Raw genomic sequence first — 24611 nt, forward strand, 5'->3', positions numbered from 1 at the left:
CCGGACGTGCTCACGATCGGTTTCGCCCGGCGCGTGCCCACCTACAAGCGCCTGACCCTGATGCTCCGGGACCCGGCCCGGCTCAAGGCCCTGCTGCTGCACCCGAAGCACCCCATCCAGCTGGTCATCGCCGGCAAGTCCCACCCGGCCGACGACGCCGGGAAGAAGATGATCCAGGACCTGGTGAAGTTCACCGACGACCCCGCCGTGCGGCACCGGATCGTGTTCCTGCCCAACTACGACATCGCCATGGCCCGCACCCTGTTCCCGGGCTGCGACGTGTGGCTGAACAACCCGCTCCGGCCCCTGGAAGCCTGCGGGACCTCCGGGATGAAGGCCGCCATCAACGGCTCCCTGAACCTCTCGGTGCTCGACGGCTGGTGGGATGAGATGTACGACGGCGAGAACGGCTGGGCGATCCCGACCGCGAACAACGACGCGTCCCCGACAGAACGCGATGACATCGAAGCGGCCGCGCTCTACGAGCTCCTGGAAACCCAGGTGGCCCCGCGCTTCTACGGCTCCACCGTCTCCGCGGAAGCCGGCGCGGCCGGGCCCTCGCAGTCCGGCCCGGAAGCCGTGCCGACACACTGGGTCTCGATGATCAAGCACACCCTGGCCCACCTCGGCCCCGCCGTCTCGGCCGACCGCATGCTCCAGGACTACGTCAACACCCTCTACCGCCCCGCGGCCGAGTCGGGACGGCGCGCCGTGGCCGGCTCGTTCAAGGAAGCGAAGGAACTCGCGGCCTGGACCACCAAGGTCCGCACCGCCTGGCCACAGCTGATCGTGGAACACGTCGATTCCATCGGCGTCTCCGAGGAGCCCCAGATCGGCGACACCCTCCAGGTCAACGCCTACATCGCCCTCCATACGCTGACACCGGACGATGTGAGCGTCGAGGTGGCCTATGGGCGGGCCGAAGAAAGCGATGAGTTGGAGGACATCACCGTGGCCGAACTGAGCTCGTTCGAGGACCTTGGCAACGGGCGCCATCTGTTCACCGGGTCCATCCTGATCAACCGCTCCGGGTCCTTCGGCTACACCGTCCGGGTCTTCCCGAAACACCCCTCCCTGGCCTCCAAGGCCGAACTGGGGCTGATCGTCAACGCGTAGCGGCTAACCGGGCGGGCCCTGCCCGCCCGGTCGCGCTACTGCTGGAAGATCGCTATGACAGCGAGGTCCCGCCCGGAGTAGAACTCGGCGTCCTGGAGGATTTCGCAGACCAACCCGAAGGACCGGTCCGTTCGGTAGACGGCAGGGACCTGCCAAATCAGGGTGACGGGTGGTTGCTCGTCCTCGGACACACTGTCTGCGAAATCGTGGAGTGAATCGTTGAGCGCATCCAGGTCCACGCCGTCGTACTCGGGGAAATCGAGCACCTGGCCGAACACTTCCAGGACGGCCTCCTTGTTTGCGGCCGGCGGCACCATCACGGTCCGGCGGCCGGCGTCGGACACTTGTTCCTGTAGTTCTTCGAGTGTCCACGTGTCTGCGGAATAGATTTTCATGGTTCCTAGGTGCGGTAGACGTTGATGGTGTTGCCTTGGACGACTTCCCGTTCGCCTGCCGCGACCAGCGCGCCCTGCCTGCGGTCATTGAGCTCGGACGTCGTCAGTCTTAGTTCGAACATCCGGCTGCCGGCACCGGATTCGGCGACCAGTTTGGGCAGGACGACCTTCTGATCGTCTTTGTTCCCGTTGATCACGAGCAAGCCGCGGTAGGCGCCGCCCTCCGAGCTCACCAGGAGTTGCACAACCCGCAGGGAAGGATCGTGCCAACGGGCCGCTGTCATGGGCTGGCCTTCCTCATCAAACCAGTCCAGGCCCGTCCCCTTGTCCGGGAAGCCCGCGTCCTGGGCCTGCATGAACTCCTTGCGGAGCCGGATCACCCGTTTGGTGCTCCGCAGCATGTCGTGCGATTCGGGTGTCTGGGTCCAGTCGATCCACGTCAGGGGGTTGTCCTGGCAATAGGCGTTGTTGTTTCCCTGCTGTGTGCGCCCAAGCTCGTCGCCGGCGGTGATCATGGGCACGCCGATGGAGATCATCAACGTAGTCATGAGGTTCCGTTTCGAAAGGGCACGGGCCGCGAGAATCCTCTCGTTCTCCGTTCGTCCTTCGAATCCGTGGTTGTAGCTGCGGTTGTCGCTGTGGCCATCGCGGTTTTGTTCGCCGTTGGCCTCGTTGTGCTTGCGGTCGTAGGACACCAAGTCGGCAAGCGTGAAACCGTCGTGGGCGGTGATGAAGTTGAGGGAGGCGAGCCTTGAGCGCCCAGAGGGTTCAAAGACCCGGGCTGAGCCAGTCAAGGCGTCCGCCAAGACCCCCACGTTTCCCCCGGACATCCCGGCGTCGGCAGCGCCCCGGTCAGAGAGCCAGAAGCGGCGCACTCCGTCGCGGAAGTGATCGTTCCAGTCCACCCATCCCTTGGGGAACCGCCCTGTCTGCCAGCCACCGTAGCCCACATCCCACGGCTCGGAAATGAGCTTGGTCTTGGAGATCACCGGGTCCTCCGCGATGCGCTTCAGGAAAGGATGTTCAGGATCGAACTCGTTGCCTGCATTGCGGCACAGGGTCACGGCAAGGTCGAAACGGAAGCCATCGATGTGGAATTCTTCCGCCCAATAGCGCAGCGATTCAATGGCCAGATCCACTACCCTCGGTTCCGCAAAATTGAGGGTGTTGCCGCAGCCCGTCGTGTCGAGGTAGCGGCCGTGGGCATCGTGGCGGTAATACCGCTGCTCGCCGAGGCCCCTGAAACTGAGGGTGTCGCCGTCGGGGCCGCCTTCCGCCGTGTGGTTGTAGACGACGTCGAGGATCACTTCGATCCCGGCGGCATGCAGGAGCTTCACCATGCCTTTGAATTCATCCTGGACGGCGTGTGGCCCGGCCTGCTGGGCTGCCTGCGTGGCGTAGTCCGAGTGGGGCGCAAAGAAGGCTGCTGTGTTGTAGCCCCAATAATTGGTGAGGCCCAAGTACTGCAGGTGCTGCTCGTCGATGTGGAAGTGGATGGGAAGCAATTGGACAGCCGTGACTCCCAATGAGTGGAAGTGCTCGATCATGGCGGGGTGGGCCATGCCCGCGTAGGTGCCGCGGAGGTGCTCGGGGATATCCGGATGCAGCATGCTTTGGCCGCGGACGTGTGCCTCGTAGACAATAGTCTCCCGCCACGGCGTGCGCAGCGGACGGTCGTCGCCCCAATCGAAAGCCGAGTCCATCCGCACGGAGGTCAGCAGTTCTCCGCGCTGGTGCACCGCCCGACCGTAAGGATCCAGCAAGAGCTGCTCGGCGTCGTCGGCGTCAAAGTCCGGAGCAGGCACAGATAGTGGAAGTGTGTCCTCGTGGACTGCTGCCCGGAAGCCGTACCGGGTGCCGAGCGGAAGCCCGTCCACGATCCCGTGGTGCACGCCGTCCTCGAGTTTGGGCAGCGTGTGGACTTTCCAGGAGTCGCCCGGGGCCTTGTAGGCGATTTCGACTCGAGTGAGTCCGGGGGCCCATACAGCGACGTTGACCCGGTCCGGCGAGGAGGTGTCGCGGTCGGATTTCCCGGGCAGCGGAACACTGAGCCCGAGCGGCGACGGCCGCGAGGCGTCCACTGTAGATGCTGTGTCAAAAATCGGCATAACCATTAGTTGAGAGTTTAGTCTCCAGCGCCAATTCTCCCTTGCCCACGGCCCATATGACAGTGCCGGCATCCTCCGGTCGGACCCAAACCGGCGGCCCCCGGGAGCGCAAACAAGCTGCTCACCTGCTGAAACGTCATCTCCCCCGGCCCGTTGCGCTTTTCGTGAAACCGGTCGGTGGAGCGGATTGTGTCGGTTGCGCCGAAGACGCCCGCGCGCACGAGGATGAGTTCGTATCCTCGGCGCGGTCGTTGCATACTTTGGCTATACACCAATGTGGAGGTAATCGTGCGAATCGCTCTTGCTCAACTCATCAGCGGCCGCGAGCTGGCAGACAACCTCGTCCTGTTGGAAGACTACGCGCGCCGGGCCAAGGAGGGCGGCGCCGAGCTCGTGGTGTTCCCCGAGGCGACTATGCGGGCGTTCGGAAATTCCCTGCTCGACATCGCCGAGCCCCTGGACGGGCCATGGGCCAGCCGGGTGCGGAAGATCGCCCAGGATCTCGGGATCGTGATCGTGGCCGGAATGTTCACCCCTGGAGTGGCCTCCGACGGCAGCAGCAACGGCAAGGTCCGGAACACCCTGATCGCCACCGGGCCCGGAGTGGACACCAGCTATGACAAGATCCACCTTTTCGACGCGTTCGGCTTTGCGGAATCCGACACCGTCGACGCCGGCACCGATCCTGTGACGTTCGACGCCGGTGGCCTCACCTTTGGCCTGGCCACGTGCTACGACATCCGATTCCCGGCGCTCTTCACGGCCAATGCCGAGCGCGGAGCCGATGTGAATATCGTGTCCGCTTCCTGGGGAGCCGGACCGGGGAAGGCGGAGCAGTGGAAGCTGCTCGCGCGGGCCCGGGCTCTCGACACCACGACCTTCGTTCTGGCGTGCGGTCAGGGCGATCCAGTGACCCAGGGCCGTGAACCCAAAGGTGCGGCACCCACCGGAGTGGGGCACTCCGTCGTCGTGTCCCCCTTGGGAAACGTGTTGGAAGAGCTCGACGCCGAACCCGGCCTCTTGTTCGCGGAACTGGACGCCGCCGTCGTCGAGGACGCGCGGGTCAAGCTCCCGGTCCTGGCGAACCGCCGCGATTTCTGAAGGTAACGGCAACCCTCGCTCACATCTGGGGATAAATAGACGGACGCCCGCTCACATCTGGCGGTAAATAGACGGACGCCCGCTCACCTAAGTGAGCGGGCGTCCGTCGGAAACACCACATAAGTGAGCGAGCGTCAGTATTTGGCCGGCGGCTGGGCCGCCACCCAATCGGCTACTTGGCCGCGCGCTGCCTTGAGACTTCGTACAGGGAGATGCCCACTGCCATAGAGGCGTTGAGCGATTCCATGGCGGAGTCGATCGGGATGGAGATGATCTGGTCGCAGTTTTCACGGACCAGGCGGCTGAGGCCCTTGCCCTCGGAACCCACCACAATGCACACGGGATCGGTGGCCAAGGAGAGATCCGGCAGCGAGACATCGCCGTCGCCGTCCAGGCCCAACACGAAGATACCCATCTGCTTGAACTGCTTGAGGGCGTTGTTCAGGTTGGATGCCCGGGCCACGGGAACGCGGACCGCCGCGCCTGCGCTGGTCTTCCAAGCCGAAGCGGTGACACCGACGGAGCGGCGCTCGGGGACAATCACGCCGTGGCCGCTGAAGGCGGAAACGGAGCGGATGATGGCGCCCAGGTTGCGGGGGTCGGTGATGCCGTCGAGCGCAACGAAGAGGGGCGCGTTGGGGATGTACCCCTTCTTCCATTTGGCGACCGTCTCTTCGGCGAGGTCGTAGGCGTCCTGGTATTCGTACGGCGGGATCTGCAGCACGAGGCCCTGGTGGACAGCGTCTTCGGTCATGCGGTCAAGCTCGGGCTTACCGGTTTCCAGCAGCGGGATGCCGCGTTCGGCAGCGAGTTTGAGGGATTCCTTGACGCGGTCGTCCATCTCGATCCGGATGGCAACGTGCAGTGCCTTCGCGGGGATTCCGGCGCGCAGTGCCTCCACCACGGAGTTGCGTCCGGTGACCACTTCCTCGGTAGCGCGGCCCTTGGGGCCCGAGCGGGCGCCCGGGTTGGAGCGGCTGGCGCCTCCGGCCGCACGCTTGGCCGCGGAGCGTTCAGCAAGCTGCTTGCTCTTGTACGCCTTGTGGTACTCGCGGTCCTCAGCCTTGGGGGTCGGACCCCGGCCTTCGAGGGCCTTTCGACCGTGGCCACCGGTTCCGGTGGTGGGGCCCTTCTTGCTCTTGACAGCCCGGCGACCGTTGTTGGCCATGAATTCCACCCTTGATTGTGTTGAGTACGTCTGCAATCAAGTCTACTGAATCAACTTAAATCGGGACGACGGCCCTTTCTCAGTCCCGTTTGAGGCTCCAGCTGGCGCCGTCGGCGCCATCCTCGACGGCGATACCGGCTGCCGCGAGAGTGTCCCGGATCGCGTCGGAAGCCGCCCAATCCTTGTTGGCCCGCGCGTCGGCCCGCGCCTGCAACTGGGCTTCCACAAGGACCTCAAGGGCCTGGGCGGTCTCGGAATTCTCCTGGACCTCGCCGCGTACATCGTTCAGTCCGAGCACAGTGGTCATGGCCATCACGGCCTGGAGCGCCTGCCGGGCTCCCGCGTCGTCCCCGGACGCCAGCGCCGTGTTTCCGGCACGGACAGTCTCGTGCAGGGCGCCAAGGGCCTGCGGGACGTTGAGATCGTCATCCATGGCAGCAGCGAAGGCATCCGGCACGGGACTCGACTCAGGGTGGGCGGCGAACTCGCCACCGAACTTCTTGGAGGCTTTCGCAATAAAACCGTAGATACGCTCCACGGCAGCTGCAGCCTCCTGAAGCGAGGTGGGCCGGTAGTCCAGGATGGAGCGGTACTGCGCCTGGCCGAGGTAGTACCGGACAACGCGCGGACTCGCGAGTTCGAGCATCTCCTCGGGGCTCACGGTGTTGCCCACCGACTTGGACATCTTTTCGCCCTCATACGTGACCATGCCGTTGTGCAGCCAGAAGTTGGCGAACTCGTCGCCCGCAGCCTGCGATTGTGCCATCTCGTTCTCGTGGTGCGGGAAGCGGAGGTCCAATCCGCCGCCGTGGATGTCGAACTGCTGGCCCAAGTACTTCGTAGCCATGGCGGAGCATTCAAGATGCCAACCCGGCCGGCCGGTTCCCCACGGCGAAACCCAGCTCGCCGTCGTCGGCTCCCCGTCCTTGTAACCCTTCCACAGCGCGAAGTCCCGCGGGTCGCGCTTCCTGTTGCTGAATTGCGGCTCGACGTCGGCGGCGCCCTGCATATCGTCGATGTTCTGGCGGGTCAGCGAGCCGTACTTGCTCCAGGAGCGGACGTCGAAGTAGACGTCGCCGGAGTCGTCCAGCGCAGGGTAGGCGTGGCCGCGGTCGATGAGCCTTTGAATGAGGGCGTGCATCTCCGGGATATGGCCGGTGGCGCGCGGTTCGTACGTGGGGCGGGAAACGCCCAGGACGTCGTAGGCCTGCTCGAATTCCTGCTCGTAGCGGTAGGCCAGAGCCCACCATTCTTCCTCGGCCTTGGCCGTTGGTTCCTCGGCCCAGTCCGGCCCGAATGACTGCGCCGACTTGGCGAGGATCTTGTCGTCGATGTCTGTGACGTTGCGGACAACGGTGACACGCAGGCCGCGATATTCAAGCCAGCGGGTCAACTGGTCAAAGGCGATCGCGGAACGGACATGTCCCACGTGCGGCATCCCCTGCACCGTGGCACCGCAGTAGTAGACGCTGGCCTTGCCGGCTTCAAGGGGAACGAAGTCGCGGACTTCGGCGGATGCGGTGTCGTAAAAGCGCAGGGTCACCGCTCCAGATTAGCGGATGCGGACCATCAGGCTTCGTTGGGCGCCATCCGTCCCTGTTTAGGCGCGATTTAGGCGCTATCGCCTTTGTGCGCTCCCGGCACGGCGTACACGAGTGCCGTGGCGACGGCGGAAATGCCCTCGCCACGCCCCGTGAAACCCAAGCCATCGCTGGTGGTTGCCGTGACGCTGACGGAAGCTCCAGCGGCGGCGCTGAGGACACGCTGCGATTCTTCACGCCGCGGCCCGAACTTTGGCCTGTTGGCAACGAACTGCACTGCCACGTTCCCGATTTCGAAACCGGCGGCACGGACGATCCTGGCAGCCTCTCCCAAGAGTTTCACCCCGGACGCACCCGCGAGTTCGGGACGGTCCGTGCCGAAATGCGTGCCCAGATCACCGATGCCGCACGCCGAGAAGAGCGCGTCCGCAGCCGCATGGGCGACGCAATCGCCGTCGGAATGCCCCGAAAGTCCGCGCTCCCCCTCCCAAAACAGCCCGCCGAGCCATAGCGGCTGCGGATCGTTGTCAGGTGCGTAGGCGTGCACGTCTACCCCGATGCCGGTGCGCGGCAGGATCATCGTTACGTTCTGCGAGCCTTCCATCAGCCTTCCACCCAGCGGACTCCGAGCGGCCCTTCCAGCAGGCCTTCGGCAATGATGAGGTCCAGCGGCGTGGTGATCTTCAACGACTGGCTGGCGCCCCGGACCGCGTGCACGGGCACGCCCAGGAGCTCGACGAGCATGGCGTCGTCCGTGACTGCCGCCGACTGCTCGTCGTCGAACGTCGCGGCTGCCGCGTGGGCGCGCAGCAAAGTTTCATAGTCGAATCCCTGCGGAGTCTGCACGGCGCGCAGTTGTTCTCGCGGGGCGGTGCCCGTGACGATCTCCGGCGCGATTCCGGCGTCGTCCCCGTCCGTTTCCGCAACCATCTTGACGGTGTCCACCACCGGAATAGCGGGGATGACCGCTTTGGCGCCCGACGAGAGCGCAACGGCTACGCGGTGGAAGACCCGGTCGGGAGTCAAGGCACGCGCGGCGTCGTGAACCAGCACAGCGCGGGTTCCCTCAAGGACCGCCCCAAGTGCCGCCCGGACCGAAGCGGCCCGGGTGGATCCGCCGTCGACCACGGTGATCAGCGGCCCGTCAGCGCCCAGCTCTTGGCGGAATTGTTCACAAAGCTCGCGCATTTCCAGATCGCCTGCGGGGACTGCCACGCAGATCTGGCGGGCAACATCGGCGGTCGCGACGCCGCGAAGGGCATGGGTCAGGATCGTTTCGCCGCCCAGCGGCACTTTCGCCTTGGGCATGCCGTAGCCAAGCCGCTCACCGGAGCCTGCCGCAACGACGACGACGGCGGTGGCCTCGCGCTGGGATGGTGTAGTCATGCGCCCAAGCCTACGTGGTGCCCACCGGCCCAACTAGCTAGCACTAGGTGTCGTTTTGGTCGCCCAGAACGACACCTACTGCGAGTTGGTTGGGCTGCGGCGCTGGGAGCTCAGCTTTCGGGCAAAAGGAAACCCCGGCAGCAGGTTGCTACCGGGGTTCAAATCTTTGAATCTCTGTTAGGAAGCCAGAACTTCGTCGAGAACGCTTGCGGCCTTCTCTTCGTCGGTCTTCTCAGCCAATGCCAGTTCTGAAATCAGAATCTGACGAGCCTTGGCCAGCATTCGCTTCTCACCTGCGGAGAGGCCGCGATCGTGATCACGGCGCCAAAGATCGCGGACGACCTCTGCAACCTTGATGACGTCGCCGGAAGCAAGCTTCTCCAGGTTTGCCTTGTAGCGACGGGACCAGTTGGTGGGCTCTTCAGTGAACTCGGCGCGGAGAACGTCAAATACGTGCTCCAAGCCTTCCTTGCCCACTACGTCGCGGACCCCAACAAGGTCTACGTTTTCTGCTGGAACTTCAATGGTCAGATCACCCTGAGCCACCTTGAGCTTGAGATACATTTTCTCTTCGCCCTTGATAGTGCGCATCTTGATTTCTTCAATTTTTGCTGCACCGTGGTGAGGGTAAACTACTGTCTCGCCGACCTCAAAAACCATGTGGACTTTCCCCTTTCCCGCAGACCAGTTTATCACGCTTAAGGCATACGATTGGCACGGAAAGGGGTCCTGAGCCCAGTAAATACGCGGAAAATGGCCTTTTCGACCCCCCGGCACCCTCTTGACGGGAGGGCATAAAAGTGCATTGGACGCAGCGTTCCGGATGACCCTACTCCTTCTGGAGGGCCGCCACAATGGTGATCGGAATCCTTGTTCCTGCTAGTTTGCCGATAGGCTATGGCTGAAAAGTGTTCCAATGACTCTTAGAGGAGTACGTGTCGTGCGCATTACTGCGATGAACCGTGTCCAGCGCGGCAAGCTGGCGATGGCGGCGGCCGCCATCAGCATCGGTTTCTTGTCCGTGACCGGCTGTGGCTATATCAACCCCCAGCAGACCAACGAGCAGTACTCTCCGTCTGACGGCGTCAGGGATGACCTCGGTTCGCTTCAGCTGCGCAACATGCTCATCGTCTCCACGGACGCCAACAAGCCGGGACGCGTCATTGGTGCCGTGTTCAACACCTCCTCGAGCGATGCAACCCTGACCATCAGTGGCGCAGGCGGCTCACAGGCGACAATTCCGGTCAAGGCCAAGTCCCAGACCTACCTCAACGAGAACACCGACCCCGCGATTCTGAGCACAAGCGGCGGAGCCCCGGGTTCCATGGTTTCCGTGACCATCAAGACCGGCTCCGATTCCCGCACCGTGCAGTTCCCGGTCCTGGATGCTTCGTTGAAGGAATACTCGAAGTACCTCCCCACGGTTTCCGCTTCTCCGAGCCCCTCGGTCAGCGGTTCCGCCAACCCGAGCAGCAGTGCGACCTCGGGCACCAGCGCGACGCCGAGCGCAAGCGCAACCGGCCACTAGGCCGCCAGCGGCCGCTAGGGTCGGCAACAAGCTGGATCCACGAAGACAAAAAGGAAGGGCTCCCACGAGGGGGAGCCCTTCCTTTTTGCTGTAGGTTCCTACGGCTCGAACTTGTAGCCCAGGCCCCGAACCGTCACCAGGTAGCGGGGAACAGAGGGGTCCGGCTCGATCTTGCTGCGCAAGCGCTTCACGTGGACATCCAGGGTCTTGGTATCGCCCACGTAGTCCGAGCCCCAGACGCGGTCGATCAGCTGCCCGCGGGTGAGCACCCGGCCTGAATTGCGAAGGAGCATCTCAAGGAGTTCGAATTCCTTCAGCGGAAGCGACACCTGTTCGCCGTTGACGCTCACTACGTGCCGCTCAATGTCCATCCGCACCGGGCCGGCCTGGACGGTGGACGTGATGAGTTCCTCCGGTTCGCCTTGGCGGCGCAGCACGGCACGCACGCGCGCCACGAGTTCCCTCGAGGAGTACGGCTTGGTGACGTAGTCGTCCGCGCCGAGCTCCAGGCCAACCACCTTGTCGATTTCCGAGTCCTTGGCCGTCAGCATGATGACCGGGACGCTGGAACGCTGGCGCAGTTGCCTGCAGACCTCAGTGCCAGGGGTCCCCGGAAGCTGCAAGTCCAGCAGCACCAGGTCGGCCCCGTTCCGGTCGAACTCCACCAAGGCGTCACTGCCGTTGTCCACAACCTGGACATCGAAGCCTTCCTTGCCCAATAGGTAGGACAGAGGGTCGCTGAAGGACTCCTCGTCCTCCACGATCAGAATCCTGCTCAAGCGCCAGCTCCTTGCTCTAGGGCGCGTACTGCGCCCGTCGTTTGAATCACGCTTCGGGGCTTCGCCCCGGCGTCGTCGTCCTCCTGGCCTTCCATTTCCGGAAGGCGGATGGTGAAAGTAGAACCTTGGCCTGGCTGGGACCAGACGGTGACCTCGCCGCCGTGGTTGGACACCACATGCTTGACGATGCTCAGTCCCAGGCCTGTTCCCCCGGTCTGCCGGGACCTCGCCGCATCCACACGGTAGAAGCGTTCGAAGATGCGTTCCTGGTCCTCCGGGCTGAGACCCTCGCCCTGGTCCGTGACGGAAATGGCCACCACGCCTTCTTTGGCGCGGACCCCCACTCCCACGCGGGTGTTCTCCGGCGAATAACGGATGGCGTTGTCGATCAGGTTCCGCAAGGCGGTCACCAACAGGTCCTGGTCGCCGAAAACCATCGTTTCCGTGCGGCCCCCGACGACGATCTTGATGTTCTTGAGCTCGGCCGGGAGCTGCGAGCGGTCCACGGCCTCGGAAATCACCGTATTGATGTCCACGGCGTGCCCTTGCTGTGCCACATTGGCACCTTGAAGCCGGGACAGCTCAATGATGTCCTGAACCAGCGCGGCCAGCCGTGTCGATTCCTTGTGCATGCGCTTCGCGAAGCGGCGCACGGCTTCTTCGTCGTCCGGGCTTGCCTCGAGCGCTTCCGCAAGCAGGGAGATGGCGCCCACCGGCGTCTTGAGTTCATGCGAGACGTTCGCCACGAAGTCGTTGCGGATCTCTTCGGTACGGGTGATTTCGGTACGGTCATCGGCCAGCAGGACGATATATTCCCATCCGAGCATGGCTGCCCTCACCTGGACCACAATGGTTCCCTTGCCCAATGGACCGCGGGGCAACTCGTAAGTCTCCTCGAGGATCACGCCGTCGCGCCGCACCTTTGCGGTCATGTCCAGCAACTGCTTGTGCACCACTGTGTGGCCCCGCACGAGGCCGTACGCATAGGCCGCGGGACTGGCCCGGACCACGCCGTCGATCGCGTCCACGACGACGAAAGCGCGCCCGACGACCGACAGCACCTCCGCTGCTCCCTCCGGAAGAAGCGGCTCGGTGACGTCCAGGTCCACGATCTTCCGCTGCCGTTCACTGAGCCTGAACGCGAGCACGCCAAAGACGCCGCACGACAGGCCGACTAGACCTGCGATGACACCGATGAGCACTGGATCCACGGATCTAGCTTATGCGCTCAAAACACTGCAAAATATGGAACGGTCACCAAACCGCCCCGATTCAGCTAACGTTCACCTAAAGGTGCGCAATCGTTCATTGACCACTGCCACTCTTACTAGTTGGACCGTAGTTAGCTGTGATGATTTCCGCGCCGTCAGAGGGGTGCGGAGGAGATTTCCAAGGAGAGGACGCCACCGTGCGCAAGGTTTTTCAGGAGGAGCTCATCCAGGTCGGTGAGGACCTCATCGAGATCTCAAAGCTGGTCACTGAGGCGATCCAGAACGCGACCACCGCCTTCGAAGGCGCCGACGTCGATCTTGCCCAGGATGTCATTGCCGCCGACGCGCGGATTGACTTCCTGCAGAACGGCCTCGACGAGCGCGCCATCGACATCCTGGCCCTCCAGGGCCCTGTGGCAAGCGATCTCCGGATGATCGTCGGCTCCCTGCGGATGAGCGCATCCCTGGAGCGCATGGGTGACCTCGCCCGGCACGTGGCCCAGCTGGCCCGTTTGCGCTACCCGGCCACGGTCATCCCCGAGCAGCTGACGGCGACATTCAAGGACATGGCGCGCCTCGACCTCGAAATCATCCAGAAGGTGACGCTGCTCCTGGAGTCCCGCGACCTCGAAGTTGCCCGCGACATCCTCAAGCTCAACATCCGCGTGGACGATCTGCACTTGAGCGTCTTCAGGGCAATCGCTGATCCTGCCTGGGCCGAGACTGCAGCCACCACGGTGGATGTGGCCCTCGCCAGCCGCTACTTCGAGCGTTTCGCCGACCACGGCGTCTCCGTTGCCCGCAAGGTGACCTACCTGGTCACCGGTGAATGGCAGCCTGAAGGCTTCTAGCCAGTCTTAGCAAACAACGACGGCGGCCGGCCCACCTCGCAAGGTCCGCCGGGGTTGATCGGCTGGAAGTTCTCGTCCAGGTCGTAGACCAGCGGGATGCCGGTGGGGATGTTGAGGCCCGCGATGTCTTCGTCGCTGATGCCGTCGAGGTGTTTGACGAGAGCGCGCAGGGAATTTCCGTGAGCCGTGACCAGGACGGTCTTGCCCGACTTGAGGTCTTCCTTGATGTCGGATTCCCAGTACGGCAGGAGACGCACGAGGACGTCCTTGAGGCATTCGGTGCGCGGGAGGGCATCGCCGAGGTCCGCGTAACGGGGATCGTGTGCCTGGGAGAACTCGCTGTCGTCGGAGAGCGGGGGCGGCGGGGTGTCGTAGCTGCGGCGCCATTCCATGAACTGCTCTTCACCGAACTCAGCGAGGGTCTGGGCCTTGTCCTTGCCCTGCAAGGCGCCGTAGTGGCGCTCGTTGAGGCGCCAGTCACGCTTGACCGGGATCCAGCCGCGATCGGCCTTGTCCAAGGCGATGTTCGCGGTGTTGATGGCCCGCTTGAGCAGGGACGTGTACAGGATGTCCGGGAGAATGTTGTTCTCGACCAGAAGCTCTCCGCCGCGGGCTGCTTCCTCGCGGCCTTGGTCGTTCAGGTCGACGTCCACCCAGCCGGTGAACAGGTTCTTGGCGTTCCAGTCGCTGTGGCCGTGGCGCAGCAGAATCAGCTTGTAAGTCATGGTTTTCATCCTAAGCGATCAAGCCCTGCCGTTGCCGGGCGTTACGCCCTCCACGACGCGGGGTCACTTAGCGCCGGTGTTTGACCGCCGGATGGGCCGTAAGTGACCCCGCGTTGGAGGATAAAGTGGGACGGTGGTGCGAAAAGCGGAGCGGGTGCAGGGAAGGCGCGGCAAACCCGTCGGAAACATCACCAGGGGCACCACCAATCCCAACCGCATGCGCCGTTTGGACCGCTGGTTGGCGGGCCCGCAGGGATGGCGGCTACGCTCCGCCGTCGACCCCTTGGTAGTGGACCTTGGCTACGGCGCTTCCCCGGCCACCGCCGTCGAACTCTTCGAAAGGCTGCAGGCCGTCCGCCCGGACGTCCGCGTGTGCGGGATCGAGATCGAACCCGAGCGAGTCAGTATCGCGAAGCCCTTGGAAAGGCCCGGGCTCAGCTTCCACGTGGGCGGTTTCGAGGTTCCTGTTCCGGGCAATCCAGTGTTGGTGCGCGCCTTCAACGTACTGCGGCAATACGAGGAGTCGGACGTGGCGGGGATCTGGGCGCTCGTGCAGTCGCGGTTGGCACCGCAGGGGTTGTTCATCGACGGTACGTGTGACGAAATCGGCCGCAGGGTGACGTGGGTTGCACTGGATCCGGACGGGCCGTTGAGCCTGAGCCTGTCCATGCGGTTCGGCGGCTTCGAACTGCCCTCTGACGTGGCCGAGCGCCTGCCCAAGGCACTCATCCACCGCAATATCCCCGGCGAACGCATCCATGCTTTCCTGAATGCGTTGGACCAAGCCTGGCTGGAAGCCGCACCGCTTGCGTCCTTCGGCAGCAGGCAGCGGTGGACCGCCATGTGCCAATCAATGCGCGACGCCGGTTGGCCCCTTCAGGACGGACCCTCGCGCTGGCGCTTGGGGGAACTTACGGTCGACTGGTCAGCGGTGGCCCCGGCTTAGTTGGCCGCGGGCAGGCCTGGGCCCTCGCCGGTGGGGATCACCAGGGACCGTACGGCCCCTGGTTGCGGCCGCTGTTGCCGATTTCCTTCACCGCGGGACGGACGTCCGCCAAATAGACGCACGCCGCGGTGACAGCCGCGATGCCGAAGAAGCCGAAGCCACTGCCGCCACCGAGCAGGGAAAGCCCGCCGATCACCGCTGCGATGCCGGTCAGGGCAAGCCAGAAAGTCTTGGTGCGCTTGGACGCGGCCTCAAAGGACGAGGGTTTGTGGCGCAGGCAATCGACCAGCGCCCACAGCTCCAAAGCGAAGGCGACCAGTCCCAGAATGAACCAAATCCCATTCTGGATGTTTGAAATCAAAATTTTTCCGTCCACGCCCACAAGCCTAGCGGTCAAGCGACTTGAACGCTTGCTCCAAATCCGCCCAGAGGTCTTCGACGTTCTCGATTCCGACGCTCATCCTGACCAGGTTGTCCGGCACGCTGAGCGGCTCGGCGGTGTGCCGGCGTCGGCGTTCGATGAGGGATTCGACGCCGCCCAGCGACGTCGCCGGGATCCACAACTGCAATGCACGAACCAGCTGATCTGCCGCGTCGGCACCGCTGCGGGTCCCGTCTCCGGCGAGCTGGATGCAGAGGATCGAACCGAAGCCCTTCATTTGGGACTTGGCCCGCTCATGGCCGGGATCGGTGGGCAGGCCCGGGAAACGGATCGACTCGACGCGGGGGTGGGTACTCAGCCGCTCGGCCAGGGTTGCGGCAGAAGCTTGCGAGCGCTCGATCCGGAGTGCCAGCGTGCGCAGTCCGCGGAGCGCGAGCCAGGCCTCGAACGGGCCCGCGATGCCGCCGTGGATGATGCGGTGGTGCAGGAGTTCCCCGCGCAGCCCGGCGTCGGATGTCACCAAGGCGCCGAGTACGACGTCGGAGTGGCCGGCCAGGTATTTGGTCACCGAATGGAGCACGACGTCGGAGCCCAGGCTGAGGGGCTGCTGGACGAGCGGCGTGGAGAAGGTGTTGTCCGTGACCACGATGGCACCGACCTCATGGGCCGCGGTGGCCAGGGCCCGGACGTCGGCGATGCCGAGCATGGGGTTGGTGGGGCTTTCGATCCACAGCATGCTGGCGGGCTTTCCATCCGCGGGGGCGAGCTGCGCCTTGACGGCGTCAGTGTCCGCGATGTCGACGGTCCGCAATTCAAGGATGCCCTTGGCCGCGAGTTCGGTGGCCATGACGAGCGATCCTGCGTAGCTGTGCGTCGGCATGACGAGGACTCCCCCGGCCGGCACGAGCGACAACGCGGAACTCACCGCTGCCAGGCCCGAGGCATACAGCAGGCCGGGCAGCTCGGCTCCTTCCAGCTGGGCCAGCGCTTCCTCGAACGGATCCCACGTGGGGTTGGCATAGCGTCCGTAGCCGCGGTCGCCGTCGCTCAGTGCTCCCGTGCCGAAATACGTGGAGGACAGAACGATGGGCGGGTTGACGGGCTGGTCATGGCTTCGTTCGGGACGGCCTGCCGCCACCACCACAGTGTCAGGGGACAGATCTGCGGCATGTTCTCGGGAAAGACTCATTGCCCCAGCCTACGGCGCGGGGAGCGGGCGCTGGAAAGCTGTTACGGCTTCGTCTCGCCCAGCGGTAGGGTGCGTCGCGCCCGGGCGGGCGAGCGCCGTCGTCGGGCACTGTCAGAGTTCCTCTGTACGCTTAGATCCGTGACTACGCAGCGCCTCAAGCAGGACCAGAGCCCCATGCCGGACCAGCGCCCCGGACTCTTCATCGCCTTCGAAGGCGGGGACGGGGCCGGCAAGTCCACGCAGGCCGCCCGCCTCGCTGAGTCGCTCGAGTCCCTTGGCTTTTCCGTGCTGCGCACCCGGGAGCCCGGAGGCACGCCGATCGGTGAGAAGCTGCGTTCCCTCGTGCTGGACCACGGCCACGGCACTATTGATCCCCGGACCGAGGCCCTGATGTTCGCAGCCTCCCGGGCCGCCCACGCAAGCCAGGTCATCCGCCCGGCGTTGGCACAAGGCGCAGTGGTGATCACGGACCGCTATATAGACTCCTCCGTCGCTTACCAGGGCGCCGGCAGGGATCTCGGAACCGTCGACGTCAGGCGGCTCAACGAATGGGCCACCGAAGGACTCGAGCCGGACCTGACTGTCCTCCTCGACGTCCACCCGGGCGATGGCCGGGACCGCAGAACTGCCGGAGACGCTGCCGAGGACCGGCTCGAGTCGGAACCGGACGATTTCCACGCCCGCATCCGTGCCGCTTTCCTGGAACTGGCACAGGCGCGCCCGGAGACGTACCTCGTGCTGCCCGCCAAGGATGCCGTCGAGGACCTCGCCGCGCAGATCCTCCGGCGCGTGCAGGACTTACTTGGGAGCCGCACATGAGCGTCTGGGACGAGCTCCAGGGCCAAGCGCCCGTCGTCGCGCAATTGCGCGCGGCTGCCCAAGGCGAAGGCCTCACGCACGCGTGGTTGTTCACCGGACCGCCGGGTTCGGGCCGTTCCAACGCGGCCAAGGCGTTCGCGGCGGCATTGAACTGTGAGCAGGACGACGTCGCCCTTCGAGGCTGCGGCGAATGCGCATCGTGCCGGACCATCCTCGGCGAGACCCACTCCGACGTGACCTTTGTCCGCACGGAGAAGGTCACCATCACCATCGAAGAAGCCCGCCAGCTGGTGTCCAAGGCCGGCGACCGGCCGGCGTCGGGCCGCTGGCGCATCATTGTGGTGGAGGACGCGGACCGTATGGCCGAGCGCACCACCAACGTACTGCTTAAGGCCATCGAGGAACCCACACCCCGGACCATCTGGATGCTGTGCGCACCGTCGCCCGCGGATGTGCTGGTCACCATCCGCTCGCGTTGCCGTCCCGTGAGCCTTCGGATTCCGCCGGCTGCCGACGTCGCCGCCCTGCTGGTAAGGCGCGACGGCGTCGACCCCGCCATCGCTGACCGGGCCGCCCGCGCTGCCCAAAGCCACATCGGCATTGCGCGTCGGTTGGCCCGCGATCCGGAGGCCAGGGAACGCCGGATGGAGACTGTCCGTTTCCCGCTGGGCCTGAGGGGCGTCACTGCCGCCGTGATGATGGCCGAAAAGCTCGTCAAGATCGCGACTGATGAAGCCAACAGCTCCAACGACGAACGCGACGCCGCCGAGAAGGTTGCCCTGCTCGCGAGCTTGGGCGCTCCGGAATCGGGCACGCTGCCGCCGTCGATGCGAAGCCAGGTGAGGCAACTTGAGGACGACCAGAAACGGCGGGCCAAGCGCTCCATCACCGATTCCCTCGACCGCACGCTGACTGATCTGCTGTCCTTCTATCGGGACGTCCTGGTCATCCAACTGGGGAACGCCGTGGAGTTGGTCAACGTTGAACTCAGGAGTGAACTGGAGGCCTATGCGGCAGGCTCCACGCCTGAAATCACCTTGGCGCGCATGGATGCCATCAACAAGGCGCGCGTGCGGATCACCACCACCAACGTGGCACCGCTGCTGGCCGTCGAGTCCATGGCGAGCAGCCTGATTCAGCAATAGCCGGATAGTTTAGAAGTACAGCACGCTTCCCCAGCCTGAGGAGAAACGCATGACCCCCGCACGACGCCGGCCCGCCGGGTCCAGTTCCAGGACACGGTTCCCCTCACTGCGGCGGGTGGCAGCGGCAGTCGCTGCCACGGTCTCCGCGAGCCTGCTGCTGAGCGGCTGCGTTTTCTCGGTACCGGCGCCCAACGATGGTGCCGGCAACGGGTCCGGCAACGTCAGCACCCCGGATGCGTCCATCGCCGCCGCGGCGCCGGCAGGACTGGAGAGTTTCTACTCCCAAAGAGTGAACTGGACGTCCTGTGAGCAGGGATTCCAGTGCGCCAACATCAAAGTGCCGGTGGACTATGCCAAACCCGATGGTGACAGCATCTCCATCGCGGCCATCCGGCTCCAGAGCCAAGGCACAAAGAAGGGTTCACTCCTGGTGAATCCCGGTGGCCCTGGCGCTTCGGGCTATGACTTCGTCAGGGACGCGGCGAAAACCCACTTCACCAGCAAGCTGCGGTCCAGCTTCGACCTGGTGGGCTTCGATCCCCGCGGCGTCAAGCGGTCGGCGCCGGTGACGTGCCTCAGCGATGCCGAGCGGGACGCTTCCCGCGAGAAGGTCTACAACTACGAAACCGACCAGGGCATCGCCGCGGCGTTGGCCGACACCAAGGCCATCAATACCAAGTGCGTGGAAAAATCCGGGCCCGCCCTGCCGCACATTGACACTGCCAGCTCCGCCAAGGACATGGACATCCTCCGTGCAGTGCTGAACGACGCAAAACTCAACTACCTGGGCTTCTCCTACGGAACGTCCTTGGGCGCCACCTATGCGTCCTTGTTCCCGAACAACGTCGGCAGGCTCGTTTTGGATGGCGCTGTGGATCCGGCCCTCAACAACGAGGACCTCACTGCTGGGCAGGCCGAGGCGTTCGAAAAGGAGCTCCGCACGTATGTGGCGGATTGCCAGGCAAGATCCGGATGCCCGATGACCGGCAGCGTCGATAATGGCGTGCAGCAGATCCAGGACCTCATTGCCGACGTCGAGCAGAATCCCAAGCGCGCCAAGGACGGGCGGCTGGTCACCGGGGCGACGTTCGTCAGCGGTATTTTCACCCCGCTCTACGACAACGAATCGTGGCCCGTCCTGACCCAGGCCCTGGTGGCCGCGTTCAAGGGCGACGTGTCGCTCATGCTTCGGATTGCCGACTTCGGCGCAGACCGGGACCCGAACGGCACCTACATTTCGAACACCCAGTTCGCGTTCAACGCCATCAACTGCCTTGACTACCCTATGGTCACGGACACGGCCGGGATGCGTTCCGAGGAAGCCCGGCTGAAGCAGCTCTCCCCAACCTTCGGCTACTACTTCGCTTACGGCGGCATCAACTGCAAGGACTGGCCCTACAAGCCCGTGCACACACCTGCTCCCGTCAAGTACACGGGCTCGGCGCCGGTTGTGGTTATTGGCACCACCGGGGACCCGGCGACACCTGTCGCCTGGGCTGGTTCCCTGCGGAAACAACTCGGCAATGCTTCCCTCGTGACGTGGAAGGGCGAAGGCCACACCGCCTACGGCCGCTCCAACCAGTGCGTTTCCGACGCCGTGGACAACTACTTCGTGAATGGAACGGCGCCTTCAGACGGGACTATGTGCTGAGCTTGTTCGCAAACTTGAGGCGCCCGCGCTAGAGCCGTGCCGCGCGGGGCTCAAGCAATGCGGGAAGATCCTTGACCGAGGGCACGACGGCGGTGGCGCCGGCCGCGCGCAAAGCCGCCTCGGAGTGGAAGCCAGTGAGCACGCCCACCACGGCGGAGGCGCCGGAGCGAAGGCCGGACAACATATCCGAGCTCGTGTCCCCCACCACGACGACCTCGCGGACATCATCTAGGTCAAGGGCCAAGACTGCCGTGAGAATCATGTCTGGGTAAGGGCGCCCGCGGCCGGCGTCGGCCGGGCACAGGCTGAGATCGGCCTTCCCCATCCAGCCCAGGGACTCGAGCACCATGTTCTGGGTGTGCCGGCCGAAGCCCGTAGCCAGGCAAACTTTCACGCCGGAGTCTCGCAACCAGTCGATGGTTTCCTCAGCACCTGGAATAGCCCGGACGCCACCGTCGGCAATCAGATCGTCGTAGGCGCGTTCGAAGGCCTTGTTGGCGCTCTCAGCTCGTTGTGCTTCTTCAAAAAGGTGGCTGAAGACGGTCAGCTTGGAAAAGCCCATGGTGTCCCGGGCGTAGCCGAGCATGCTTTCGAAACGGGGCGAACCAGGCTCGACGCCGGTCTCCTGCAGGGCGAGGGACATCGCCCGCTCGGTACGGCCATCGTCGGTAATCGTGGTGCCCACCATATCCAAGACAGCAAGCCGCAGCCGCTCCGCACGGTGCGCCCCGGCGTCGTCCGCGTTGATCCTCTTGCTGCTGTCCATGCTCATGGCGCCCCTTCGCTGGTTGATGACCGAAATCGTGCGGCCACGTTAGTCCGCCCAGCTTGCCCCCGGTCCGCTACGGCGGCCTGAACCCGGCGCGACGAGCGGGTGAATTCCGCAACAACGGCGCCAAGGGAGCTCCGCGCCGGGCTGTTTTGACCCGGACGAGGTGACTCTATTACAGTTGTATCTTGCGTGATTCAGCCGGTACCCGGACGATAACGCGGTGCTTCCTTAGCTCAGTCGGTAGAGCGTTTCACTCGTAATGAAAAGGTCATCAGTTCGATTCTGATAGGAAGCTCGAACGAAAAGAGCCCCGGTTCCCTTGCAAATAAAGGGAACCGGGGCTCTTCGTTACCTAGCTAGATCGGGCCAAAAAGTGCCTTGGTGTACCCGTGGGTGTACTCAACTCATCTCGCCCGGCATGTTTCGGCACAGGACCGCATGCAGCGTCTTGCCGGGATCGTGAAGGGCGTCAGACGCCGTTGTCCTTGGGCTCTGATCGAAGCCCCGCACGTCTGCTGGCGCTTGCCGTAAAGATTTCGTAAAGATCGTGCCGAGAAGCTGAGAGTGAGCGCCGACTTGCCGATAGTTTGGAGAGGCGCCGCCACCTGAGGTTCCCCCAATTCTCGGGTGGCGGCGCCTCTCAATGATGGCTCAGCCTTAGACTGTTGCGGTGGAAATTACGTGCACCATCGAAGCACCGGACGGCACTTTCACCCATGTCACCGAGACGGCCGCGACCTACGAGGAAGCCTTAGACGCAGCCAGGGCCAAGGTGCCAGAGGGCAGCCGCATGATTGCGATCCGCAAGGCGGACTGAGTCTTAGTGTTAGATGTTACAAATGAAGGCAAACGCGACGGTTAGGATTCCGCGGCCAGAGGGCGAGTCCATGGAGCACACGAGGTCTCAGTTCGGGTTCCTCGCCCGGTCGTGCAAGGACTTCGACAATGGCAGTACCGCCGAAGCCCAGAGAATTGCGACAGCGCTAAGGATACTGCTCTACAAGAGTCGGACATCGCATCCCCTTTTGGAACAGTGCGGTGTCATGGAACGTTTGTGGATATTCGATAGCGCGGGCGACTTGCGTGCCGACGATGTCACCTCGGTGTTCAACCTCGTTGGCGTCCACATGGAAGTAGACGGGGGCGGATACTTGGCCGGGGTCAGCTACATCCCTAAGTTTGACGAGTCCAAGACTGAGCAACCGAACACCGCATATCAGGTGCATGAGCTCATCGAAGGAAGGAAAGCTCCTCGAGCACCAGGGTTCCACTTCCGGATTGCGGATTGGTGGAAGGCTACCGTGATTCGCGACTCGCACGGCAACGAGTTCAGCCGCGAATTTCTTGTTGCCGCGGTCGCGAACAGTGATGGTGGAGCGCATGTGGACCCAAGCCTTGAGGAGAAGTATTACGCACTCTCACGGCTCAACTCAGCGTCGATCCATGCATCCGGCAACCCTTCTAATATGTCCATCGCATTTGGCCCCAAGCCAGCCGACGATGGAGAGAGTGCTTTCATGGCTCTCGGATCCCCGGTGCCAGCCTCGATTAGGCAGATCGCTTGGGAGCTCATTCGAAGTGTCCGTGCCCGGTTTCCAGAGTTACTTCCAGATGAGGTGGCCAAGGCGGGTCTTTGATGCTCGGCACTAGCATTCGAAGATGACATGGCGGTCCTGGGCCCACCTGACAGCATCTGCTGTCTGCGGCATGATGAAGTCATGTGCGGACGCTACGTGGTTTCGAAGTCGACTGCCGACCTGATGGCTGCTTTCAGCGTCCAGGAGTCGTATGTGGATGAGCTGCAGCCTTCCTACAATGTCGCCCCCACTGACTCGGTCCCGTTGATTCTGGACCGGAGTTCCGGGGAGGACGAACCAGTGACCCGGAAGCTGGTCACGGCGCGATGGGGCCTCGTGCCGTCGTGGGCGAAAGACACCAAGGGTGGAGCGCGGCTGATCAACGCCAGGATGGAGACTGTCACCGAGAAGCCCTCATTCCGGAAGGCGGCCTCGGCGAGGCGTGGATTGCTTGTTGGTGATGGCTATTACGAGTGGGAGAAGGTCCCGGGTGGCGGAAAGATCCCGACGTATCTGCATGACGCCGATGACCGGATCCTGGCATTCGCAGCATTGTTTGAGAACTGGCCGGATCCTGGGTTACCGGACGGGCACCCTGAGAAGTGGTTGCGTACGGCGACGATCATCACGACGGCGGCCTCAGACGCGCTTGGCCACATCCATGACCGCACGCCGCTGATTGTCCCGTCGGACATGTTCTCGGACTGGCTTGACCCTGAGACAACCTCTGAGGCTGACGTCCGCGCCTTGCTGGATTCCATGCCCGAACCCCATCTTGTGCCTCGCGTGGTAGGCGACAAGGTCAACTACGTGCGGAACAACGGCCCGGAACTCATCCGGCCGGCAGCCTAATACCGCTACCTCTGCTCACTGTCTGCCCGCGGTGGCAGACTCTGGGTGTGGAGGAAAAGAAGTTCTGGGGACCGCCCCAGTCGCGCAAGGTCACGCCCGTGGTGCCGCCTGTGGATCCCGCGGCAGTGGCGGGCGCGACGAGGCCCAAGGAACCGCTGCCGGTCTTCGTGATGCTGGATTACGACAACGGCGAGAGTCACGAGGTGCCAGCCTTCGCATACGGATGGACAAAGACGCTCGTCCTCGTGAACGTGCCTTGGCCGGAGGAATACTACGAAGGCCGCAAACAGGTGTGGGTTGAGGCGGCCAGGGTGCGACGTCGGACAATCGATCCAAGGGTGCGTTAGATATGGACCACCGTCGATGAAGGCTCGCTTGGACGAAGCAACAACTGGTTACTGGGGAGTCGGTCCATCTAAACTACGCCTATGACATCCGATGGTGAAGAGGAAGCAATCCCGTGGACAACGACTGTCGGTGCATCTGGGAAGAGCTTGACGAGTTCAGCGGAGAGCCGGGCAGCTGACGAGTTTGCGATTTCTGACACAGATCTTTCAAAGGACTGGCATGGGCCGGTTCCTTCGCCAGAAGTGCTCGCCGCGTATGCGAGAATTTCACCGGACTTGCCCGGCAGGCTTCTACACCTTGTCGAGGTAGAAGCCCGCTTCCAGCAAGAAATGTACGAAAAGACGTTGAATTCTGCCAGACGATCACGGCGATTCGGCCTTGTTACGATTGTCGCAATATGGCTACTTAGCATGGCCGTTGGAGTTTATTCTCTGGTTCGAGGTGGTGATCCCATTGCTTTCACCATTGGCCCAGCCATCTCGGTCTTGGTTTCGGCCGTCGGTTTCTATTTTGCCCGTTACTCGGCGACCGCTGAATCAAGGACCGATCGCGGAGCCAAAAAATGACCGTTTCGACTGAGACTCGTGAACCGAAGCGCTACACTCCGGAGGCTGAAATTGCTCTTGAAACGCACATCCAGAACCTTAGAACTTCCGTCCGCCTCGCAGCTCAAAGACTGAGTTCGCACGAGGAAATCCTGCGAGACGACGTTCACCAAGCCATTGCCGAGCTCGCAGCGCCTAGGGGAAAAGTCAGCACGATAAGCGACTGGTTGAAGTGGGTCGGTTTCTTCGTGCTGGGCCTGGTGGTACCGACGACCATAACTGTCTTTGGCACTGAGAAGCCCGACAAGGGCTTGATGATTTTCCTGGTTGTGAGCATCTTTGTTGCAGCTGCCGCAATCGCTGCGTCTTTGGTTCTCGACCTTGGAATGAGACGCCACTCCAAGAAGAAGCGATTGGACTAACCCGGAATCCGATTGCTTGGCATAGTGTAGGCGGCCCGCTAGGTTGCCGGTTAC

Annotated in this window: 27 protein-coding genes and 1 tRNA gene; 15 read left to right on the forward strand and 13 right to left on the reverse strand. The window is 63.5% G+C overall.

What is annotated here, in order from left to right:
• Positions 1 to 1116, forward strand: a 1116-nt coding sequence (glgP, locus tag AC1DJB_RS18375; protein WP_476910622.1) for an alpha-glucan family phosphorylase, incomplete at its 5' end; no start/stop codon positions are given.
• A 35-nt stretch (positions 1117 to 1151) separates the two neighbouring features.
• Here glgP and AC1DJB_RS18380 read toward each other — a convergent pair.
• Together AC1DJB_RS18380 and glgX are read right to left on the reverse strand one after the other, a co-directional pair.
• Positions 1152 to 1511, reverse strand: a complete 360-nt coding sequence (locus AC1DJB_RS18380; RefSeq protein ID WP_059388670.1) for a barstar family protein — start codon at positions 1509 to 1511, stop codon at positions 1152 to 1154.
• A gap of 5 nt (positions 1512 to 1516) precedes the next feature.
• Complete coding sequence (gene glgX, locus AC1DJB_RS18385; protein ID WP_306962718.1) at positions 1517 to 3625, reverse strand: glycogen debranching protein GlgX; 2109 nt, start codon at positions 3623 to 3625, stop codon at positions 1517 to 1519.
• Between the two features lie 282 nt (positions 3626 to 3907).
• Here glgX and AC1DJB_RS18390 point away from each other — a divergent pair, with 282 nt between their 5' ends.
• On the forward strand, positions 3908 to 4720 hold the full coding sequence (locus AC1DJB_RS18390; protein WP_441438442.1) for a carbon-nitrogen hydrolase family protein: 813 nt from the start codon (positions 3908 to 3910) through the stop codon (positions 4718 to 4720).
• A 172-nt stretch (positions 4721 to 4892) separates the two neighbouring features.
• Here the strand turns inward: AC1DJB_RS18390 and rlmB are convergent, their stop codons facing one another.
• From rlmB to AC1DJB_RS18415, 5 genes are all read right to left on the reverse strand, one after another.
• Positions 4893 to 5888: a 23S rRNA (guanosine(2251)-2'-O)-methyltransferase RlmB gene (gene rlmB, locus AC1DJB_RS18395; protein ID WP_284753371.1), complete on the reverse strand. Its 996-nt coding sequence runs from the start codon at positions 5886 to 5888 to the stop codon at positions 4893 to 4895.
• Positions 5889 to 5967: 79 nt separating this feature from the next.
• Positions 5968 to 7431 carry a cysteine--tRNA ligase gene (gene cysS, locus AC1DJB_RS18400; RefSeq protein WP_306962714.1) on the reverse strand — a complete coding sequence of 488 codons (1464 nt, stop codon included), beginning with the start codon at positions 7429 to 7431 and terminating at the stop codon, positions 5968 to 5970.
• Between the two features lie 68 nt (positions 7432 to 7499).
• Positions 7500 to 8009, reverse strand: coding sequence for a 2-C-methyl-D-erythritol 2,4-cyclodiphosphate synthase (gene ispF / locus AC1DJB_RS18405; protein WP_370872236.1), 510 nt, complete (start codon positions 8007 to 8009; stop codon positions 7500 to 7502).
• Positions 8010 to 8032: 23 nt separating this feature from the next.
• Entirely contained in the window at positions 8033 to 8815 is a 783-nt protein-coding gene (gene ispD / locus AC1DJB_RS18410; RefSeq protein ID WP_284988798.1) for a 2-C-methyl-D-erythritol 4-phosphate cytidylyltransferase, read from the reverse strand.
• A gap of 177 nt (positions 8816 to 8992) precedes the next feature.
• Positions 8993 to 9475 (reverse strand): CarD family transcriptional regulator, encoded by a 483-nt coding sequence (locus AC1DJB_RS18415; protein WP_011690592.1) that lies wholly within the window; start codon positions 9473 to 9475, stop codon positions 8993 to 8995.
• Between the two features lie 295 nt (positions 9476 to 9770).
• Between AC1DJB_RS18415 and AC1DJB_RS18420 the strand changes: the two genes are divergently transcribed.
• Positions 9771 to 10343 carry a hypothetical protein gene (locus tag AC1DJB_RS18420; protein WP_441438443.1) on the forward strand — a complete coding sequence of 191 codons (573 nt, stop codon included), beginning with the start codon at positions 9771 to 9773 and terminating at the stop codon, positions 10341 to 10343.
• 98 nt (positions 10344 to 10441) lie between these two features.
• On the opposite strand, the gene AC1DJB_RS18425 is transcribed toward AC1DJB_RS18420, so the two are convergent.
• Complete coding sequence (locus tag AC1DJB_RS18425; protein ID WP_059388662.1) at positions 10442 to 11122, reverse strand: response regulator transcription factor; 681 nt, start codon at positions 11120 to 11122, stop codon at positions 10442 to 10444.
• Complete coding sequence (locus tag AC1DJB_RS18430) at positions 11119 to 12324, reverse strand: sensor histidine kinase (protein WP_284988815.1); 1206 nt, start codon at positions 12322 to 12324, stop codon at positions 11119 to 11121. Before AC1DJB_RS18430 ends, AC1DJB_RS18425 begins: the two co-directional genes overlap by 4 nt.
• 206 nt (positions 12325 to 12530) lie before the next feature.
• Here AC1DJB_RS18430 and phoU point away from each other — a divergent pair, with 206 nt between their 5' ends.
• A complete protein-coding gene (gene phoU, locus AC1DJB_RS18435; protein ID WP_284753411.1) occupies positions 12531 to 13184 on the forward strand; it encodes a phosphate signaling complex protein PhoU in 654 nt (217 codons plus the stop codon).
• Here phoU and AC1DJB_RS18440 read toward each other — a convergent pair.
• Positions 13181 to 13909: a phosphoglyceromutase gene (locus tag AC1DJB_RS18440; protein ID WP_476910623.1), complete on the reverse strand. Its 729-nt coding sequence runs from the start codon at positions 13907 to 13909 to the stop codon at positions 13181 to 13183. The two genes, phoU and AC1DJB_RS18440, sit on opposite strands and share 4 nt — an antisense overlap.
• Positions 13910 to 14042: 133 nt before the next feature.
• Between AC1DJB_RS18440 and AC1DJB_RS18445 the strand changes: the two genes are divergently transcribed.
• Entirely contained in the window at positions 14043 to 14855 is an 813-nt protein-coding gene (locus tag AC1DJB_RS18445; protein ID WP_441438440.1) for a class I SAM-dependent methyltransferase, read from the forward strand.
• Between the two features lie 37 nt (positions 14856 to 14892).
• Here AC1DJB_RS18445 and AC1DJB_RS18450 read toward each other — a convergent pair whose 3' ends face one another.
• Together AC1DJB_RS18450 and AC1DJB_RS18455 are read right to left on the reverse strand one after the other, a co-directional pair.
• Positions 14893 to 15231, reverse strand: coding sequence for a DUF2516 family protein (locus AC1DJB_RS18450; protein ID WP_306962709.1), 339 nt, complete (start codon positions 15229 to 15231; stop codon positions 14893 to 14895).
• Positions 15232 to 15241: 10 nt separating this feature from the next.
• Positions 15242 to 16426, reverse strand: a complete 1185-nt coding sequence (locus AC1DJB_RS18455) for a trans-sulfuration enzyme family protein (protein ID WP_306962707.1) — start codon at positions 16424 to 16426, stop codon at positions 15242 to 15244.
• Between the two features lie 174 nt (positions 16427 to 16600).
• Between AC1DJB_RS18455 and tmk the strand changes: the two genes are divergently transcribed.
• From tmk to AC1DJB_RS18470, 3 genes are read left to right on the forward strand one after another with little or no spacing between them, the layout of a single operon-like run.
• A complete protein-coding gene (tmk, locus tag AC1DJB_RS18460; RefSeq protein WP_059388660.1) occupies positions 16601 to 17245 on the forward strand; it encodes a dTMP kinase in 645 nt (214 codons plus the stop codon).
• Entirely contained in the window at positions 17242 to 18390 is a 1149-nt protein-coding gene (locus AC1DJB_RS18465; protein WP_284988794.1) for a DNA polymerase III subunit delta', read from the forward strand. Before tmk ends, AC1DJB_RS18465 begins: the two co-directional genes overlap by 4 nt.
• Positions 18391 to 18439: 49 nt before the next feature.
• The gene (locus AC1DJB_RS18470; RefSeq protein ID WP_476910624.1) at positions 18440 to 20041 is read left to right on the forward strand and encodes an alpha/beta hydrolase; all 1602 of its coding nucleotides are present in this window, start codon (positions 18440 to 18442) and stop codon (positions 20039 to 20041) included.
• A 28-nt stretch (positions 20042 to 20069) separates the two neighbouring features.
• Here the strand turns inward: AC1DJB_RS18470 and AC1DJB_RS18475 are convergent, their stop codons facing one another.
• The gene (locus AC1DJB_RS18475) at positions 20070 to 20807 is read right to left on the reverse strand and encodes an HAD-IA family hydrolase (protein WP_306962736.1); all 738 of its coding nucleotides are present in this window, start codon (positions 20805 to 20807) and stop codon (positions 20070 to 20072) included.
• A gap of 228 nt (positions 20808 to 21035) precedes the next feature.
• On the opposite strand from AC1DJB_RS18475, the gene AC1DJB_RS18480 reads away from it, so the two are divergent.
• From AC1DJB_RS18480 to AC1DJB_RS18510, 7 genes are all read left to right on the forward strand, one after another.
• Positions 21036 to 21108 (forward strand) — tRNA-Thr (locus tag AC1DJB_RS18480).
• A gap of 375 nt (positions 21109 to 21483) precedes the next feature.
• The gene (locus AC1DJB_RS18485) at positions 21484 to 21630 is read left to right on the forward strand and encodes a hypothetical protein (protein ID WP_476910625.1); all 147 of its coding nucleotides are present in this window, start codon (positions 21484 to 21486) and stop codon (positions 21628 to 21630) included.
• 22 nt (positions 21631 to 21652) lie between these two features.
• A complete protein-coding gene (locus AC1DJB_RS18490; RefSeq protein ID WP_476910626.1) occupies positions 21653 to 22450 on the forward strand; it encodes a hypothetical protein in 798 nt (265 codons plus the stop codon).
• Between the two features lie 81 nt (positions 22451 to 22531).
• The gene (locus AC1DJB_RS18495) at positions 22532 to 23242 is read left to right on the forward strand and encodes an SOS response-associated peptidase (protein ID WP_476910627.1); all 711 of its coding nucleotides are present in this window, start codon (positions 22532 to 22534) and stop codon (positions 23240 to 23242) included.
• A 47-nt stretch (positions 23243 to 23289) separates the two neighbouring features.
• Entirely contained in the window at positions 23290 to 23589 is a 300-nt protein-coding gene (locus tag AC1DJB_RS18500; RefSeq protein WP_476910628.1) for a hypothetical protein, read from the forward strand.
• Between the two features lie 81 nt (positions 23590 to 23670).
• The gene (locus AC1DJB_RS18505; RefSeq protein ID WP_476910629.1) at positions 23671 to 24156 is read left to right on the forward strand and encodes a DUF2335 domain-containing protein; all 486 of its coding nucleotides are present in this window, start codon (positions 23671 to 23673) and stop codon (positions 24154 to 24156) included.
• Complete coding sequence (locus tag AC1DJB_RS18510) at positions 24153 to 24557, forward strand: hypothetical protein (RefSeq protein ID WP_476910630.1); 405 nt, start codon at positions 24153 to 24155, stop codon at positions 24555 to 24557. Before AC1DJB_RS18505 ends, AC1DJB_RS18510 begins: the two co-directional genes overlap by 4 nt.
• The last annotated feature ends 54 nt before the right edge of the window (positions 24558 to 24611 follow it).

It is taken from the genome of Arthrobacter sp. 01T428, assembly GCF_056398685.1.